The organism is Secundilactobacillus hailunensis (genome assembly GCF_005405185.1).
In the GTDB taxonomy this organism is placed as follows: domain Bacteria; phylum Bacillota; class Bacilli; order Lactobacillales; family Lactobacillaceae; genus Secundilactobacillus; species Secundilactobacillus hailunensis.
Genome location: NZ_BJDO01000006.1, coordinates 86,640 through 104,686, shown reverse-complemented (window position 1 = coordinate 104,686; position 18,047 = coordinate 86,640). Strand labels below are relative to the sequence as shown.

The following is an 18,047-nucleotide window of genomic DNA, read 5'->3' as shown; positions in this document are numbered from 1 at the left end:
TTCGTCCTGAGCCAGGATCAAACTCTCATTTTATGATTGTTTGTGACTCATTAATATTACTAGCGAAATTGACTTCGCAAATTACATTTGATATCAGCCGAAACTGATATGCCCTGCACATTTGTGAAACAAAACTTTGTTCGGTTTTCAAAGGTCTACCAAGCAAATTCTTTTACGAATCAGCTATTTCATTGTAACTTATCGTCTCGGGAAAGTCAATAAAAACTTTCTACATCAACGTTTCCGTTTGGAACGTCTCTTGCTGAGGCAACTTATTAACTATATCATCAGCGATTTGAAATGTCAACACATAACTTTTAAAACTTTGAATCGGTATATGTGTCTGTATTTCCTCGCGACAACAAATAATATCATACCAACTAATTTCGATTTGGTCAATTACTTTTTCAAATAAATTCAAAACAAATTGAACTCAGCGCTTGATCTCGTCCTTAAAACGATCATTACTTCATATTAATAAATAGAAAACGGACCGATTCGCTTTCGCCAACCGATCCGCAATTAATCCACACACTATTTAACTCTTGCTAAGAAATAACGCTTCTTACCGCGACGCACGATCACAAACTTACCGTCAAAATGAGTGCTTGGATCAATCTCAGCTTGAACGTCCGTTACCTTTTCGCCGTTGATCCGAATGGCACCGTTGTTAATGTCCTCCCGTGCTTGACGCCGAGATGATTCAATAGAAGTCACATCGACTAACCATTCCACAATGTTGCGCTTCTCACCGGTCACTTCAACGGAAGGCATATTCTTAAAGCCTTGCTCGATTTCGTTGGCTGACAGATTGGCCACATCGCCTGAGAACAACGCTTTAGAAATGTTTTCTGCTTCAGTCACGGCGTCTTTACCATGCACGAATTCGGTCACTTCTTCTGCTAAACGACGCTGTGCTTCACGCTTTTCAGGCTGCGTTTCCACTTTCTTAGCCAGATCAGCAATTTCATCTTGGCTCAAGAAGGTAAAGTACTTCAAGTATTTCACCACATCCCGGTCGTCTTGGTTCAACCAGAACTGGTAGAATTCGTATGGCGTCGTCTTTTCTGGATCAAGCCAGACTGCACCACCCGCAGTTTTACCAAACTTAGTACCATCCGCCTTCAGCATCAACGGAATCGTTAAACCAAACGCCTTGGCATCGGCACCCTTGATTTTATGAATCAAATCGATACCGGCAGTAATGTTGCCCCATTGATCGGCACCACCAACTTGCAGTTGAACGTCTTCAGCCTGATATAGATGAAGAAAATCAACTGACTGGAGGATTTGATAAGTAAATTCAGTGAAGGAAATGCCGACTTCCAGCCGTGAAGCAACCACTTCTTTAGACAGCATATTGTTCACGTTGAATAACTTACCGTAATCCCGCAGAAAGTCCAGCAATGACATTTTTGACAGCCAGTCATAGTTGTTAACGATCTTAAAGCTGCCGTCTTGGCCGAATAAATGTTCCATTTGGGCCGTAATCGCTGCTTCATTATGGTGAACTTGTTCCATTGACTGCAGAACTCGTTCTGACTTCTTGCCACTTGGGTCACCAATTGATCCGGTACCGCCACCAATTACGATATAAGGCCGGTGTCCGGCTAACTGGAACCGTTTTAAGATCATAAAGGGAATCAAATGCCCAATATGCATTGAATCCCCGGTTGGGTCAATTCCTACATACAAGCCAACTGATTTATTCTTAACTAAGTCAGTTAACCCCGCTTCATCCGTTTGCTGATTAATCGCGCCACGCCATTTAAGCTCATCTAAAATTGTCACAAAGAACCCTCCTTAAGATATCAAAAAAGTCCCCACTAGTCATAGACTAATAGGGACGAAATTAATTCCGCGTTACCACCCAAGTTACGCTATATTATGATAACGTCGCTCGACATGGATATCGGCATGACCCGCCAGCAATCTGCTGGGTCGCTCCACACTGTAATTCAGTCATTCGGGACGCTTGACTTGCAGCAACCGCCAAGTTTCTTTATCGTTGCCCTCTAACCTACTTCGGTGATTCATAGCTGTCATTAATACTACAAACACTACCGGCAAAAGTCAAGCTACCATCGCGGCTTTAATCTATACTAGCTGTAAGGAGGTGATTATTATCCTGCTGATAATTTTATTTTTGATCACACTGCTTAATTTAGCCGCTGTTTGGCCACTGGTCACCGGACAGCCTGATCAGCGCTTTGTCTGGAAACCACTCATTGTTCTACTGATTGTTGCTGATCTACTAATTGCCCTGCCGGTAAACCTCTGGCCAGGCAATCTGATAACCACGGCCGAAAGTACTGGTATGGCAACTTGGTACAGTATAGCCACCCTTTATCTCTGGCTGACCTATTGGTATCACCAGCACACCCAACCCGTCGTGGCACCAGACTATGTAATCGTGCTGGGCGCAAGAGTAACGCCCAGCGGTCCATCCAAAACCTTAGTCCGGCGCTTACAGACAGCCATTTTCTTTTGCGTTGCACAGCCTAATTCGCCCAAGCTGGTCCTGACTGGTGGTCAAGGCAGCGATGAACCACAAAGTGAAGCGCAAGTCATGGCCGCTTATCTCAAACAGCACCACATTGATTCAAAGCAGCTACTATTAGAAGAAACTGCAACTTCAACCGATACCAACTTTAAATTTTCCCAGCAGCTGATCAACCACGATTGGCAGCAGCCTCAGCCACCCAAAATTTTGGTGATCACCAGTGACTATCACCTCGTTCGCAGTCAATTATTAGCCAAACGCCATCATTTAACGGTGAGCCTGTTAGGTTCTTGGACCATCCCTACCGCACTGATTCCCGCTATGTTACGTGAAGTAGCTGCCTTGTTACTGCAGTTAAAGTGGCCGTTGATCATCATTTGGCTGCTGGTGACTTGGTTCATTCAGTCTTTCATCTTTTAAGAAGTAAGTGAATTTTCACACATGAAAATAAAACTGAAATTTTTTTACATTTTCTCTTGCACAAGCCAAAATTATCTTATATACTAATTCTGTTGTTAAATACCAGTTAAAACGAATAAGGAGCTTTTCTAATGAAATTAGGTTTAATCGGATTAGGCAAGATGGGGATTCACTTAGCCCAAAACATGATTCGTAACAATAATGAAGTTGTTGGTTTTGACTTGAACACCGACTTGGTTGAAGAAGCCGGCAAATATGGTGCAGACAAGGCCACCACATTGAAGGAAATGATTGCTCAATTACCATCTCCAAAGATCGTTTGGATCATGGTACCAGCTGGTAAGCCAACTGATGCTACTGTCGATGACTTAGCCGCTAACTTAAACAAGGGCGATATCGTGATCGATGGCGGTAACACCTTCTGGAAAGACTCACTTCGTCACAACCGTCTTTTAGGCGCCAAGGGCGTTCACTACTTTGACTGCGGTTCTTCAGGCGGCTGGAGCGGTGCCCTGAACGGTGGTAACTTCATGATCGGTGGCGACGAACCAGAAGTATTCGAAACCATTCGTCCATTATTTGAAGGTATTGCTCAAAAAGATGGTTACCTTTACACAGGTAAGGCCGGTTCAGGTCACTACTTGAAGATGGTCCACAACGGTATCGAATACGGTATGATGGAAGCCATCGGTGAAGGCTTTGAAGTCTTACAAGCTTCTGACTTTGACTACGACAACAAAGCTGTTGCCAAGGTATGGAACAACGGTTCTGTTGTTCGTAGCTGGTTAATGGAATTGGCTGAAGCCGCCTTTGAAAAAGATCCTAATCTGGACAAGATCAAGGGCCGTATGCACTCTAACGGTGAAGGTCAATGGACCGTTGAAGACGCCATGGATCATGGTGTTCCAACCCCAGTTATCTCTGCATCCGTTATGCAACGGTTCCGTTCAATGCAAGATGACACCTTTAACGGTAAGGTCGTTTCTGCCTTACGTAACGGTTTTGGTGGCCACGCAATGGACAAAAACTAACTTAAAATTAAGACCAGAAAAGGCTGCGCAATCGCGTAGCCTTTTTTTATTCACCACCCCTCCCTCCTTTATAGTTAAAAAAATTATAAATGCCCATGAACTGTTGCTACCGACAACCATATTTTGGTAAACGGTTGCATAAATTGCTATAATGAATGTAAATAAAACTCACTTTTATCCTAGGAGGACTTACTGTGAAAACATTTACTGCGTACTTCGTTCGGCACGGTCAAACAATGCTGAACCATTATAATAAGATTCAGGGCTGGATCGATTCCCCGTTAACTGATAAGGGAATTGCCGATGCCAAACGTGCTGGTGAACAGTTGAAGAAGATCAACTTCAGCGCCGCGTACAGCAGTGATTCAGGACGGGCAATTGAAACGGCTTCCTATATTTTGAAAGCTAATCAGGAAAACATTAACATTATCAGCTACCAATACCCTGAGTTCCGTGAACAGTGCCATGGCTACTTTGAAGGCAATGATGCCAATCAGATGTGGCAATTCGTTGGTGAACAGGTTCAGTTAACTTCTGAATCAGCGGTTCTGGGTAAATACGGTTTGGAAAAGGCCCGTGATCTGATCCATAAGGCCGACCTCTACGGTGAAGCAGAGAGCAACGATATGTTTTGGAAGCGTCTCGACCGTGGTTTCAATAAACTCCGGGCTAATACCAACGATGGTGACCAAGTCTTCGTTGTCTCTCATGGGATGACAATTCGTTCAATCATTGACCGCTACGCTCCAAAGCTCGACGTTGGCGTCCCCACCATTAACGGCAGTATTACCAAATTAACCATTACCGATGATGATATTAAAGTTGATTTCTTCAATAAAACTGACTTTGTCGCTAAATAAGAATACTAAAAAGACTGCTGACTAGTTTTCAAACTGGTCAGCAGTCTTTTGTCTCTCTTATGCCTCCGCCACCTTAAGCTCTGGTGCTACATTAGCCTGAACTTCAACCTTACTTTTTGCAACCACTACCCGTCCCATCAATTCGGCCAACTTAAACCGGTCGTTAGGATGATGCTCTAAAACGGTCACCATGACCGTACGTTCATAAATATGTTCCACGCGACCAACAAACGGGCATGTGAGGTTACCGTTGGGCTGACAGGTTACAATATCGTTTATTTTAATCATGATGATCATCCTTTCCCTCGTTGGCATGAAATAATGGGCATTGCCTTCGCATCGTTCGCTTCAACAACCATTTTGTATTGATTCTGTTCAACTACCCGGCGATCATGAAAATGAAAGTTCATCACTTCAACAACTAGCCGATCTCCAAACACCCGGTGTACCCGACCAATGAATGACTTGCGCATCTGCGCGTGCTGACATCGAACTAATCGTCCAGCGACAAATCCTGACCCTTCACTCATTCACGCCGCCTCCTTTTCTTATGTGTATAAGTTATCAAATCAATAAGAAAGAGTTGCGAATAAAATATGAACTTTTCTTGAAAGCGTTTTACAATTATGTAACAGATTTAGACTAAACCAAAAAATGCCTAATTAGCGGTCACTGTCGACCGAAAATCAGACATTCATTCTATTACGTTTAATTTATAATTTAAATTATTTTTTTCTAACTGCTGTATCAAAGGTCTTTAATCGCTGCAAAGCATCCTTTAAAACGGCCCGGTCTACCGCGAAGTTTAACCGCATAAACCCACTGCCAGTCTGACCGTAGTCGATGCCGCGATTAAGACAAATATGACCCAGGCTGCGTAACTTTTCATCCAGTTTATCATCGGATAGATCATAAGCCATAAAATCAAGCCACATCAGGTAAGTCCCCTCAGGATACATTGGCCGGATCAGCGGAATGTTTTCTCGCAGATATTCATAGGCCAAATTGCGGTTCTCTTCTAGGTAGGCATTCACTTCCGTCAGCCACTGCGCGCCTTGTTCATAAGCTGTTTGCGTCGCCACTACACCAAGGGTATTGACCTCTTCAATCGCTTCAGCAGCCGCAGCTTGTTTTAAGGTTGCCAGCAGCTCCGGATTTTTAACCGCCAAGAAGGCGCATTTTACCCCGGCCAAATTAAACGCTTTGGTGGCTGATTTCATCAATACCGTTTGACTTGCCGCTTCACTGCCCATTAGATCAGACAGCATTGAAACCGGCTGATTATCTGAAAACGCCACGTCATCATGGATCTCATCAGCCAACACTAACACATGGTGCGCATTCGCAATATCTTGGAGTCGCTGTAATTCAGTGGTGGTCCAGACACAGCCACCCGGATTATGCGGATTGCAGACGATGATGGCAGTGTTTTGACTGTCTGCCATGACTGAATCCAGTCGGTTAAAATCAATGACGTACTGCCCATCTCGCTGAACCAGCGGAAACTCAACGAATTGCCGCTGATTATCAACCACTAACTGACGGTATGGCGGGTAATAGGGCGACATCACAATAATGCCATCGTTTTTTTGCGTTAAATTACGGATCACAAACGACAGTCCCACCGCGATACTTGGCACAATGATCAGCTGTTCGCGTTTGAGGCTAACGTCATGATGCGTTTTCTGCCAGCGAATAATGGCATTGTAAAAGCTCGTGCCTGGCGTCGTATAGCCCAGCACTTTCTTATTCAAGACCCGCTGCATTGCTTCTCTAATAAACTGCGGCGTGGCAATATCCATATCGGCAATGGTCATTGGCAATAGCTGGTCATCGTCTTTAGTGACGGCCCATTTGTCACTGTTATCACCGTGTCGATCAACGTTCGTATCGATCATGCTCAGTCCCTCTTCTCTAATGAGTATTGGTTTATTACTAGTTTGAACCAATCAGCAAGTCGAATCAAGATTTGTAGCCACCTTTTGAGTCAGCCAGGTCAATAACTGACTGAGCTGCATGCCAAAGCGGCGCTGGTAGCCCGCCTCTGACGTTTGGTCCAAGGCAATCGTGTCGCCCTTCACTGCAATGGCTACCGCAGTATCAAAGTTTACTTGCCGCATCAGCGCCACACTGAGCAACGCGGCAAAAACATCACCGCTGCCATAAAAATGACCAGGTCGTCGTGGCGTTGAAACCGTCCGTTGCGTCTGGCCGTTTTGATAAGCCGTTAAAATGGTGTCATTGCCAGGAATTCCAGTGATCACGACGCGGGTGTGTTCACCGCAGAGTGTTGCTAATGCTGATAACATGGCTGAAATCGCCGCTTGATCAGGCTGTTCAGCCGTCATTTTCGTTCCCGTTAGCAAGTGGGCTTCAGTCCAGTTGGGGGTAATCACATCCGCATGGGTGACCAGTTGCTGCATGACCGTCACATAAGCGGTAGTCAGCCCCGGATAAAGTGCCCCGTCATCGCCCATCACGGGATCCACGATCAACGGCTGGACTTGCTGGGACACCACTAATTTAGCTAGCTGCTTTAAGAGTTCAATTTGGCCAACGTACCCGATCAAGCCGCCAGAAAGCTGAATGTGTTCCTGCTGCCAGTGCGCAATCGTTGCCGTTAACCAAGTTGGCGAAAACTGTTTAGCTGGGGTGCCAAAACCTTCAGTTTGAGTGGACAGAACCTGAGTGGGTAAAACCGCGGTCGGTACTCCCAGGGCTGCCAAGATCGGTATGGCAACGCCTAGAGACATCGTACCAACGGCAGAAAGGTCTTCAGCAACTAAAAATGGCTGGTTATGTATACTTTGCTCAACCATTGTTTTACCCAATTAACCTAGGCAGCCGACTTTCCAGTGGCACGTAAACCACGTAGGCCACAATGCCACCAACAATGCCCTGAATAAAGTTGGTTGGCACGCCGATCAAGCCGACTTTGAAGCCATACAGCAACGTATCAGTTGCCCAGTAGCCTGCGACCATTACGATGGTGCCGACGATCATAGCAATAATTTTAGTCGATTTCTTTTTATTACTGCCGATCCAACCGGCAATGAAACCTTCCAGCCCATGCACGATAAATGAGAAGAACATATATTGCGTAAATCCTGAAATTAAGTCGAGAAGCAGACCGCTAAAGGCACCGACTACTGCCCCCTGAGTTCGACCCAGCAAAAGCGCCGCAATAAAGATCCCCGCATCACACAAATTAATGTTGCCGTGAGTCATGGGAACGGGAATTAAGAAGAACCTTGAGATCACCACGGTCACCGCAATCAGCATTGCGAGATAAACCACTTCTCGGGTTGAAATATGTCGTTTACTTTCCATTCTGATTCACTCTCTTCTCTTAACAAATTTTAATCTACCTATCACATTACAACACGCCTGCCTTTAAAATACAAGGTCACAATACTAGGTTACTCGTTTAGTATCGCAAGTAAAAGCGAACATTTGTCCGCTTTTTGGGCACAAAAAAACCGTAATGCCACTATCTCTGTAGTGACCATTACGGTTTTCAATCACAATCAACGTTTATTGTGCGTCTGTTGCAGTCTTTTTATCTTTGGCTGCTTTTTGAGATTCAAGCTTAGCTTCTAGTTCCTTAACGATTTGCTTGTGCTTAGCTTCAGTTAATTTAACCTTAGTGTAGTACAAGATTGCGGCTACAATGATTAAAATCATTGGGCCATAGAACATGAACGACTTGAAGAGTGATAATTGTCCAGCACTAATGCTGCTTGGAGATGCATTACCAGTCATACCACAGTGAACAGCAGCAAGACCAACGATCCCGTTAGCAACCGCACCGGCTAACTTATCAATCAACGGACGAACTGAAAGGGTAACAGATTCGTTACGAGTCCCGTTCTTCCATTGCCCATATTCAACACTATCAGTAATGGTCATCAATGCGGCCAAGAAGATCATTGGGTATGGGAAGAAGAAGACGGCAACTGATACTAAGACACCGAGTAAACTGTGTCCTGCGAACAGGAACAGAATATAACCAATGATCATAATACCAATACCACCAACATAAATGGCCTTCCGGTGAACCTTCTCAACAATCACTGGGAAGAGTGAAACGGAGATGACACCTAAGATCGCCATGATCCAGCCAGCAAAGGTAAATTTGTTTGACTGACCTAAGACGTAAGTAAAGTAGTATGCCAATAGTGAGTTAGTAACAACATAGCCTAAAGCAAATAGGAAGTATGAAGCTGCCAGCCACATCAATTGGTCATTTTTACCTAAGGCTTTAAAAATCCCAATAACACCAGTACGCTTGGTGTTTTGACGAATCAAGCTGGTGTTTTCCTTAGTCCCCAAAGTAGTTGCTAAAGCACCACCAAATGAGAACAAAGCAATGATAACGGCAAAGCCAATCCAACCGGCTTGGGTCTTCGTCTGACCACTAGTTCCTGAGAACATGTGTGAGAAGAACACGATCACTGGAAAGATAATAATTGGAACCGCTTGGGCACCAATCGTTGAACCTAAACGACCAGTCGTACCGAAGTTGTTACGAACCTTTTCATCAACACTCAAAGCAGGGAGCATTGACCAAAATGCAATATCTTTAAACGAATAGAAAATATCCATAATGACGTAGCAGATACCAAACACAATGACATAAAGCATTGGGTTGGAATTAGTCAAGCCACCAAAATCCGTAAAAATAAGAACTAAGAAGATTGCACTGATCGTAGCACCAACCATCAACCATGGCTTAAACTTACCATATTTGGTTTGCGTGTTATCGATAATACCACCAATAATTGGGTCAAACACAATTTCAACTAACCGAATGATCATCATCATCGTAGTGATAATCAAAATCATGTGTGCCTTGACACCCTTTGCAGCGCCATTAAATAATTCACTAGTGATAAACAACATTAAATAAGTACTTAAAGTAGCATAGAACGCATCATGCCCAAACGCACCTAATGCGTAGGATGTATACTGCTTAACATGACTTTCTTTTTTTGCTTCCATGTATTATTCGCCGCTTCCCGAACCTTCATAACGATGCTCAATAATCTTAGAAAGAATCTTGTTACGCTTCTCTGACTTGTCAACGTCAAAGCGAGTTTCTTCAAGGTCGTTAAAATCTTGTGCCAATAACATTGACTCCAAGTAAAGCGTTAATTGACGTTTGATATAGATCTTATCTTCTTCGTCATCGCGCTTTGGATTGCCACCAAGAACCGCTTCAGCGAATGTCTCTGGATTAAGCGTAATCTTATCATTCTTACTAGCCATTAGTCATACCTCCTTCATTTTGAACTGTCCGGCAGAAATAAGTAACCAAATAATAATTAGGATATATTTCAAATTCAAAAACGTTGTTTATTTCTGTCAGTACAGGCCGTTAAATTTTTGCTACCCTTCTCTGATAGCTCACGATTATTCTAGCACATCTAGGTCAAGCTTGTAAACGCTTACTTTAATTTCAATAAAATTTTACTCAATTTTTAGTCAACTTTCTGGTAAAACTGATTTGCCTTGATACACCGCAGTTTCTCGCCCTATAAACATTTTATAGACCGCCATGAAAGCAACCGCCGAGTTTATGAAAATTCTGAAAACAACACAAAAAGCGTTGGCGAAAAAGACTGCTAACCAACGCTTTTAAATTTAATAAATTTATGTGGAATAGCAATCTACCAGCCAATTTCGTCCGCATTATCAGGCAATGAAAGTTTACCTGCTGAAAGTTCGCTAAAGGCTTGGTCTAAAATATCAAAGGCTGATTGCAGTTGTTCATCAGTAATGACCAGCGGTGGCTGGAATCTGAGCACGTTGGTCTTCAAACTGATGATGATGGCCCCCAGCTCAAATACCCGGTAAATGATTTTTGTTGTGGCGTCAGCGTCCGGTTCACCAGTCGCTGGATCAACAATATCGATTCCACCATCAAGGCCGTACATCCGGACATCACCAATGAACTTAAACTTCTTTTTCTCAGCAGCAAAGAAGTCAGCCGCCTTTTTACCCAGGCGCGTGCTGCGTGCCAACAAATGTTCATCTTCGATCACATCGATTGTTGCCATCGCGGCCGCTGCTGTCACTGGATTACCGGCTGTCGTGTAGACGTTAGCAGGCGCTCCCAGCGAGTTCATGATGTCTTGACGACCAATTACTGCACTTAATGGCAGTCCGGAAGCCAGTGATTTACCAACCGACATCAGGTCGGGTTCCAGACCGAAGTGTTCGATTGACCACCACTTACCCGTCCGGCCCATACCCTGGTTAACTTCATCAACCGCAAACAAGATGCCATGTGCTTTAGCAAAATCATAGACCTTGTGCATGTAAGCATCAGGGGTCTTAACGATCCCACCGTCACCCTGAATCGGTTCAATCAAGATCACAGCCACTTCTTCAGCTGGCAGATACGTTTCAAAGGGCAGCTTAAAAGCCGCAAACATCCGATCCACAAAGTCAGCTTCAGATTCACCCTTCAGTCGCTTCCACGGATCTGGGAACGGCACTTTCACAACGTCCGGCAGCAAGGGACCAATCTTACGGCTCATATTCAGACTGACCGATGACACACTGATCGAGCCATAAGTCGACCCGTGATAGGCACCGGTAAAGCTCACGATGTAAGGCCGGCCGGTATAGGCCCGCGCAAATTTAATGATTGCATCGTTGGCATCGGAACCTGAGTTGCCCCAACCCAGTGCGGTTGGCCCGCTGATCGGTGCTAAAGCCGTCAAGCGTGGGGCTAATTTAGCAGCATTATCGTTCGCAAAGTAAGCCGGCGTATACTGCAGCAATTTAGCCGCTTGGTCCTGGACTGCTTTAACCACGTGGGGATGTGAGTGCCCCGTATTGGTGGCAGAGGCACTGGCCAATAAATCAATGTAGGTTTTACCATCCGCATCCGTGACCATGGCGCCCTTACCGGATTCAATCACAATGTCAAAATATTTGACCCGCGCAGCCTTTGAAAAGGCCGGCGCTTCATTTGCTAAAAGTCGTTCGTTTTCACTCATTTTGGATTCCCCCATCATTATGTTCTTAAACAAAAGCCCCAAAACATTGCGCTTTGGGGCCTTCTTTTAACTATTTTTGAGTCTTATCTTGCGTTTTATTCAATGAAGAATGTCTGGCACCATACAGCAGGTAAACCAGCAGACCAAAGATAAACCAGATCAAAGCATAGATCTTAGCGTCTTTATCGAGTCCCCAGAACACCGCCAAAGCACCTAAGAAGGCAACGAATGGCAGTACCGGGTAAAATGGCATCTTAAATGAAGGGTCTGGAATGTCCTTACCTTCACGGGGCCGTAATTTATAGATCCCCAAAGATACAAACATAAAGGCGATCAAAGTCCCTGCAGAAATCAATTGTGACAGGAATGCAAATGGGAACAATGAACCGATGACCACACCAACAATGGTGATAGTTGACAGCGCATGGTTCGGCAACTGCTTGTCGTTTAACTTGCCCAACCACTTTGGCAGCAAGCCATCACGACCGAATGAATAAACCAGCCGTGAACCAGCCAGCATCATCCCAATCAACGCGGTAAACATCCCCACGACAGCAATCGCTTGAACGACTGTTGCGACAATTGTATGACCACTTTGACGAAGTGCCCAGCCAACGGGTTCGGCGTTATTTGCATAGTCACTGTAATGGAACATTCCAACCAGTACCAGCGAAACGGCAACGAACAAAACAACTGCAATGACCAGTGAACCTAAGATCCCACGTGGCATCGTCTTTTGCGGATCCTTGGCTTCAGCAGAGTTAGCAGCCACGGAATCAAACCCAATGTATGACAAGAAAATCATTGATACACCGGCGTAAATTCCTTGCCAGCCACCAAACTGGTTCCCGTTGACTACTTTGTGCGGTGGAATGAATGGCACGTAGTTTTGTGGATGAAGTGCCGTCGCACCAACTACGATGAATAACAGAATAGCTAAAACTTTTAGTACTACTAAAGTATCTTGAACTCGCGCAGCCGTTGATGCCCCACGTGATAGCAGGAAAGCTACCAGTAAGACAACGACCACGGAAGTAATATCAATAATCCCACCATTGGTTCCCAGTGGATTAGCTAAGGCCTTAGGAAAAGTAATTCCCAAGGGTTCAATTAATCCACGGAAGTTGGCGGAAAGTCCGGATCCAACGAAGGCCACGGCGATAAAGTACTCGGCTAACAGCGCCCAGCCGGCGATCCAGCCAAACCCTTCACCGAACACCACGTTGATCCAGGAATAGGCTGAACCGGCAAATGGCATTGCGGCGGCCATTTCAGCATATGCGAAGGCCACTAAGCCAGCCACGACCGCGGCGGCTAAGAATGAAAGCGCAACGGCTGGACCAGCATGCTGTGCAGCAACAACGCCAGGCAACGTAAAAATAGAAGTTGAAACAATGGTACCAACCCCTAATGCCAAAATATCCTTAACGCCTAACACCCGAGCCAGATGAGAATCTTTGTCTTGATAGACGGCGGGATCTTCCTGACGTAAGAATGTACTCTTAAAACTCATAAAATTCCTCCTGTAGCGGTATTGAGCCGCTTATGTATTTGAAACTTAAAACTAGTCCTCAAGTGAACATTAGAATTAAATGAGTATATTTTAACAATCTTTTTAATCATGTGCAAGGCTTTCTCAGGGGATATTTAGTCATGAACCCCCTCAAAACGCTTTAATTTCCAGCTCATATCACGCATAATGAACTTAATGTGAAACTTATTATTTAAATGAGGTGATGCTATGGGTTACATCCTTAATTTAAGAAAACAAATGGGCCATGACCCGCTAATTTCAACCGGAGCTGCGGGACTGGTCTATAACGCCAACGCTCAATTACTATTGGTTTACCGCAGTGACACCCATTTGTGGGGACTGCCATCCGGTTCCAAAGAAATTGGCGAGTCGTTGACTGAAACCGCCCACCGTGAAATCTTGGAAGAGACCGGGGTTCACGCGGTCAACTTTAAGTTTAAAACGCTGCTTAGCGGGCCTTCAATGCAGTTTAGTTACCCCAACGGCGATCAAATCGACGCGGTCATTGCCGTTTATCAAGCCTTTACTCAGGATACTCAGCTGACGCCTCAAGTTGGTGAAACCGAAAAAGTGGCCTTCTTTGATCTGGATCAGCTACCAACTAAGCTAACCGACTTTTCCCACCAAATTCTGGAAGCCACTGAGTTAGTATAATCCTGCTTAAAATTCTACAATAGATAATGAATAATTAATTTCGAGGAGACGATTCGTATGCAAACAGTCACCATTGCAGGCACTCAGGTACCCGCTATCGGCATGGGTACTTGGCACATGGGCGATGACCCGTTGCTGCAGGCCCAAGAAATTGAAGCGATCCACGCTGGTTTAGCCGCTGGCGCTAAAGTCATTGACACGGCAGAAATGTACGGGTCTGGTCGAGCTGAAACACTAGTGGGTAAAGCGATTAAGGATGTTCCGCGTGACCAGCTCTACTTAATTTCAAAAGTTCTACCTACTAACGCGTCAAAAGCCCGTATGGAACGCAGTCTGGATGCCAGTCTGAAACGACTGGGCGTCGATGAAGTTGACCTTTACCTCTATCACTGGCGCGGTCAAACACCCCTGTCAGAAACCGTCGCTGAATTGCAGCGCCTAACGGAAACTGGTAAGACTAAGGCGTGGGGCATTTCCAACTTCGATGTCAGTGACCTAGAAGAACTCTGGCAGCTCCCCGATGGTTCCAAAGCAGCCGCTAATGAAGACCTATTCAACTTAGGCAGCCGTGGCGTGGAATATAGTCTGCTGGGTTGGCAAACTGATCATCAGTTACCCTTTATCGCCTATAGTCCAGTCGGCGCTCCTGACCAGCTGAACACCCATTTAGGACGCAATCCAAACGTGCTTAAAGTTGCTAAACGCCACAACGTTTCCGCCTATCAGGTGTTGTTAGCCTGGGACGTTTCTCATCCGCAACTGCTGGCGATCCCACAAAGCAGCAACACTGACCACGTAAAAGAAAACGTGCTGGCTGGCAACCTGCAGCTCACTGCAGACGATATGCAGCTATTAGATGAAGCCTACCCCGCACCAACTAAAAAATTACCGTTAGATGTTCTTTAATTCTAAAATAAAGCACCTGCGTCAGTTCTCCTTAACGGAAAATTGACGCAGGTGCTTTATTTGGTATCGACTTCATTTAAATCATTATTTCGTATCGTTCGTACTGATCACAGGCTGGGTACCACGCTCCGAAATAATCGTGACCATCACGTTATTGATCAATTGCAGTTTACGATCGTCAGTGAGCTTTAAATCAGTATCCTTTTCCAGCTTAGCGATGGCGTCTTCCGTAATGGAGACCGCCCCGTCAACGATGATCTTCCGCGCCGAAAGAATTGCTGAAGACTGTTGTCGCTGCAGCATTGCGCTGGCGATTTCCGTCGCGTAGGCCAAGTGGGTCAAACGGGTCTCCATCACTTGCACACCGGCAATTTGCAGCCGTGACTGCAGTTCCGCGGTTAACTTGTTAGAAACTTCCGTGGGATTGCTGCGTAACGTCAGCGTCTCTGAATCATTAAAAGCATCGTAGGGGAATTCAGAGGCTACGTGCCGAATGGCAGATTCGCTTTGAATCTCAACAAATTGCTCATAATCATCAACGTCAAATAGGGCTTTACTGGTATCAACAACTTTGAAAACGATCACCGCCGCGATTTCAACGGGGTTCCCGCGAGAATCGTTGACTTTCAATAATTTACTATTAAAGTTACGCACCCGCAGCGAAACGCTTTGCTTGCTGGTCAGTGGAACGGTCATATACAGCCCAGAAGTCCGAATGGTTCCAATGTAGCGGCCAAAGAAGGTGAGTGCCTTGGCTTCGTTGGGCGCAATAATGGTCAAGGAACTGCCGCCAACTAGGGCAATTAAAATCAGTATGATGCCGGAAACGATGCTCAAAGTGGTCTGCAGAAAAAGTAGCCAAGCACCACCCAATACTAATAAAATGGCAATAATGAGTCCGAGATATCCGTTAACGTGAAAAACATTTTTTTCAGTCATGGTAAATCTCCTCCAATCTACTGACTTCATTATACGGCACTAAGATAGGTTTTAAAAAATATACCGATTTGAAGTCGAAACTCTTTGATTTTATTAAATTATGATTATAATTTTCCAATAGAGTTAACGTATTGAGTTCTGCACACCCTACCCCTTGAAAATTGTGCAGTTGCTCCTGCTTAATATGCCAACTCTCTACTCAAATGAGTTTGAGTAGTAACTAGTCTGGCGGAATCTCTCCATTTCGCTGGATTTTTTGCTAGAGTGCGAAAGTCAGCGTTAAGATAGTGGAGTAGAAGCCCCAGCAACCGAATTTCCCGAACTTGGAAATTGGGTTGCTGGGGCTTCTATGCAACTATCTGCTGACTTGAGCACGTTTCGGCTACAGAAAAGTAATGCGCAGTAAACTATTCCACTCTAAAATAACCAACCACTATCCTGAACTTGGAAATTGGGTTACCAGGGCTTCTATGCAACTATCTGCTGACTTGAGCACGTTTCGGCTACAGAAAAGTAATACGCAACACAGTAATAACTAAACCGCATTAAATCAAATGCGTCCCCTTATCCACATAGATCGTATCGCCAACGATACCGATACTCAGATCACTCATCAAAAAGGCCGCGGTATTGCCGACTTCTTGAATCGTGACCCCAACACCGTTAACTGCTCGCTCGTTAGACAGGTCGATCAGTTTACTGTAATCCTTAACGCCGGTTACCGCGAGAGTCTTGACCGCTCCGGCAGAAATGGCGTTGACCCGAATATCTTGGCTGGCTAGATCACGGGCCAGATAACGGACCGAAGCCTCTAATCCCGCTTTAGCGATCCCCATCACGTTGTAATTAGGGATTGCCCGCTCCGAGCCCATGTAAGTCAGCGTCACGATTGAACCACCGTCATTCATGATCTGGCGACCGTACTTCGCCACCGCAATCAACGAATAGACGCTAATACTCTGCGCTTTATTAAAGCTGGCTAAACTGGCATCCGTCGTCTCGCCCTGCAAATCTTCTGGATCAGCGTACGCAATGGCGTGGACAATTCCATCAATGTGACCGACTTGCTCATGGATCGCCTCAAAGGTCGTTTTCACGTTTTCCGGATCACTGACGTCACATTCGACTTTAGTAACATCCGCGTCAACAAACCGGTTAAGACTTTTAAGCATCCGCGGATTTTGATACGTTAAAATAATCTCCGCACCCTGTTCTGCCAAGGCTTGAAAACAGCCGTAAGCCAGGCTGCGCTTATTAGCAACGCCCATGATCACAATCTTTTTACCCGTTAAAATACCACTCATGATAAACCCTCTTTTATTTAAAATTTCAAAAATAAATTATGCCATTAACTATCTTGATTATAACCATCATTTTACATTATCCGGCTACCTAAAAACAAGTCACGGACAACCGCCCCCTGTTTGTCCGTTCAATTTTATTAATCACCGTCTATAATTGAATTTGAAATCAAGGTCATACAGATAGGAGCGATTTAAGATGACAAAGGTATTAATTTTAGGTGCACACGGTAAGATCGCCAGATTAGCAGAGAACCAACTCTTGACCAAAACGGATCACCAGCTGACCCTGTTCTTACGTCACGCTAACCGTTTAGACGTGTCGGATGCCGCTCGTGAAACCGTCGTTGAAGGTGACGCGACTGATCAAGCCAGCTTGGAAAAAGCCATGCAGGGTCAAGATATCGTCTACGCCAACCTAGGCAATCACGATATTGAAAAACAGGCCAAAACCGTAGTGGCAGCCATGAAGGCTAGTGGCGTAAAACGCTTGATCTGGATCTCAACTTTGGGGATCTACGACGAAGTTCCCGGCAAATACGGTCAGTGGAATCATCAGATGCTAGACGGCGGTTATCTGGAAACCTATTCAGCAGCCGCTAAAGTCATTGAAGCTTCCGGCTTGGACTACACGTTAGTCCGGCCTGCCTGGCTGTCTAACAAAGACATTGTCAGCTACGAGACGACGCAAAAGGGTGAGCCTTTCAAAGGGACCGAAGTTTCGCGCAAGTCAATTGCCGACTTTGTAGTCTCATTGATCAATGACCCAACCAAAGAAATTGGTCACTCCGTTGGGGTTGACCAACCAGGTACCGATGGTGATAAGCCGTCATTTTATTAAACTTAAAGTGAGTTAAATTGAAACAGGGACCTCAAACGGTGTGCTACCGTT

General features: G+C 45.1%; 18 protein-coding genes and 1 other annotated feature. Of the genes, 6 read left to right on the top strand and 12 right to left on the bottom strand.

Going from position 1 to position 18,047, the window contains the following annotated elements:
• Window positions 1-534: 534 nt before the first annotated feature.
• Window positions 535-1,791 (bottom strand): tyrosine--tRNA ligase, encoded by a 1,257-nt coding sequence (tyrS, locus tag FFM73_RS03170; RefSeq protein ID WP_137630338.1) that lies wholly within the window; start codon window positions 1,789-1,791, stop codon window positions 535-537.
• Window positions 1,792-1,839: 48 nt separating this feature from the next.
• Window positions 1,840-2,046 (bottom strand) — a binding site (T-box leader).
• Between the two features lie 100 nt (window positions 2,047-2,146).
• Between tyrS and FFM73_RS03165 the strand changes: the two genes are divergently transcribed.
• The 3 genes from FFM73_RS03165 (at window position 2,147) to FFM73_RS03155 (ending at window position 4,814) form a co-directional block, all read left to right on the top strand.
• Window positions 2,147-2,923 (top strand): YdcF family protein, encoded by a 777-nt coding sequence (locus FFM73_RS03165; RefSeq protein WP_137630337.1) that lies wholly within the window; start codon window positions 2,147-2,149, stop codon window positions 2,921-2,923.
• Window positions 2,924-3,054: 131 nt separating this feature from the next.
• Entirely contained in the window at window positions 3,055-3,954 is a 900-nt protein-coding gene (gnd, locus tag FFM73_RS03160; protein ID WP_137630336.1) for a phosphogluconate dehydrogenase (NAD(+)-dependent, decarboxylating), read from the top strand.
• A 194-nt stretch (window positions 3,955-4,148) separates the two neighbouring features.
• Complete coding sequence (locus tag FFM73_RS03155) at window positions 4,149-4,814, top strand: histidine phosphatase family protein (RefSeq protein ID WP_137630335.1); 666 nt, start codon at window positions 4,149-4,151, stop codon at window positions 4,812-4,814.
• 57 nt (window positions 4,815-4,871) lie between these two features.
• Here FFM73_RS03155 and FFM73_RS03150 read toward each other — a convergent pair whose 3' ends face one another.
• The 9 genes from FFM73_RS03150 to FFM73_RS03110 form a co-directional block, all read right to left on the bottom strand.
• The gene (locus FFM73_RS03150; RefSeq protein ID WP_137630334.1) at window positions 4,872-5,102 is read right to left on the bottom strand and encodes a hypothetical protein; all 231 of its coding nucleotides are present in this window, start codon (window positions 5,100-5,102) and stop codon (window positions 4,872-4,874) included.
• A gap of 5 nt (window positions 5,103-5,107) precedes the next feature.
• Window positions 5,108-5,344 (bottom strand): hypothetical protein, encoded by a 237-nt coding sequence (locus FFM73_RS03145; protein WP_137630333.1) that lies wholly within the window; start codon window positions 5,342-5,344, stop codon window positions 5,108-5,110.
• Window positions 5,345-5,539: 195 nt separating this feature from the next.
• On the bottom strand, window positions 5,540-6,712 hold the full coding sequence (locus tag FFM73_RS03140) for a MalY/PatB family protein (protein WP_137630332.1): 1,173 nt from the start codon (window positions 6,710-6,712) through the stop codon (window positions 5,540-5,542).
• Between the two features lie 51 nt (window positions 6,713-6,763).
• A complete protein-coding gene (locus FFM73_RS03135; RefSeq protein ID WP_137630331.1) occupies window positions 6,764-7,633 on the bottom strand; it encodes a PfkB family carbohydrate kinase in 870 nt (289 codons plus the stop codon).
• 4 nt (window positions 7,634-7,637) lie between these two features.
• Window positions 7,638-8,144: an ECF transporter S component gene (locus FFM73_RS03130; protein WP_137630330.1), complete on the bottom strand. Its 507-nt coding sequence runs from the start codon at window positions 8,142-8,144 to the stop codon at window positions 7,638-7,640.
• 204 nt (window positions 8,145-8,348) lie between these two features.
• A complete protein-coding gene (locus FFM73_RS03125; RefSeq protein ID WP_137630329.1) occupies window positions 8,349-9,815 on the bottom strand; it encodes a glycoside-pentoside-hexuronide (GPH):cation symporter in 1,467 nt (488 codons plus the stop codon).
• 3 nt (window positions 9,816-9,818) lie between these two features.
• Complete coding sequence (locus tag FFM73_RS03120) at window positions 9,819-10,082, bottom strand: hypothetical protein (RefSeq protein ID WP_137630328.1); 264 nt, start codon at window positions 10,080-10,082, stop codon at window positions 9,819-9,821.
• A gap of 401 nt (window positions 10,083-10,483) precedes the next feature.
• Window positions 10,484-11,821 carry an aspartate aminotransferase family protein gene (locus FFM73_RS03115; protein WP_373278629.1) on the bottom strand — a complete coding sequence of 446 codons (1,338 nt, stop codon included), beginning with the start codon at window positions 11,819-11,821 and terminating at the stop codon, window positions 10,484-10,486.
• 70 nt (window positions 11,822-11,891) lie between these two features.
• On the bottom strand, window positions 11,892-13,334 hold the full coding sequence (locus FFM73_RS03110; protein ID WP_137630326.1) for an APC family permease: 1,443 nt from the start codon (window positions 13,332-13,334) through the stop codon (window positions 11,892-11,894).
• Window positions 13,335-13,562: 228 nt separating this feature from the next.
• On the opposite strand from FFM73_RS03110, the gene FFM73_RS03105 reads away from it, so the two are divergent.
• Both FFM73_RS03105 and FFM73_RS03100 read left to right on the top strand, forming a co-directional pair.
• On the top strand, window positions 13,563-14,009 hold the full coding sequence (locus FFM73_RS03105; protein ID WP_137630325.1) for an NUDIX domain-containing protein: 447 nt from the start codon (window positions 13,563-13,565) through the stop codon (window positions 14,007-14,009).
• Window positions 14,010-14,066: 57 nt separating this feature from the next.
• Window positions 14,067-14,915, top strand: a complete 849-nt coding sequence (locus FFM73_RS03100) for an aldo/keto reductase (RefSeq protein WP_137630324.1) — start codon at window positions 14,067-14,069, stop codon at window positions 14,913-14,915.
• An 84-nt stretch (window positions 14,916-14,999) separates the two neighbouring features.
• Here the strand turns inward: FFM73_RS03100 and FFM73_RS03095 are convergent, their stop codons facing one another.
• Both FFM73_RS03095 and fabI read right to left on the bottom strand, forming a co-directional pair.
• Complete coding sequence (locus FFM73_RS03095; RefSeq protein WP_137630323.1) at window positions 15,000-15,854, bottom strand: SPFH domain-containing protein; 855 nt, start codon at window positions 15,852-15,854, stop codon at window positions 15,000-15,002.
• A 545-nt stretch (window positions 15,855-16,399) separates the two neighbouring features.
• A complete protein-coding gene (fabI, locus tag FFM73_RS03090; RefSeq protein ID WP_137630322.1) occupies window positions 16,400-17,158 on the bottom strand; it encodes an enoyl-ACP reductase FabI in 759 nt (252 codons plus the stop codon).
• Between the two features lie 196 nt (window positions 17,159-17,354).
• On the opposite strand from fabI, the gene FFM73_RS03085 reads away from it, so the two are divergent.
• Window positions 17,355-17,996 carry an SDR family oxidoreductase gene (locus tag FFM73_RS03085; RefSeq protein ID WP_054656186.1) on the top strand — a complete coding sequence of 214 codons (642 nt, stop codon included), beginning with the start codon at window positions 17,355-17,357 and terminating at the stop codon, window positions 17,994-17,996.
• Window positions 17,997-18,047 lie beyond the last annotated feature (51 nt).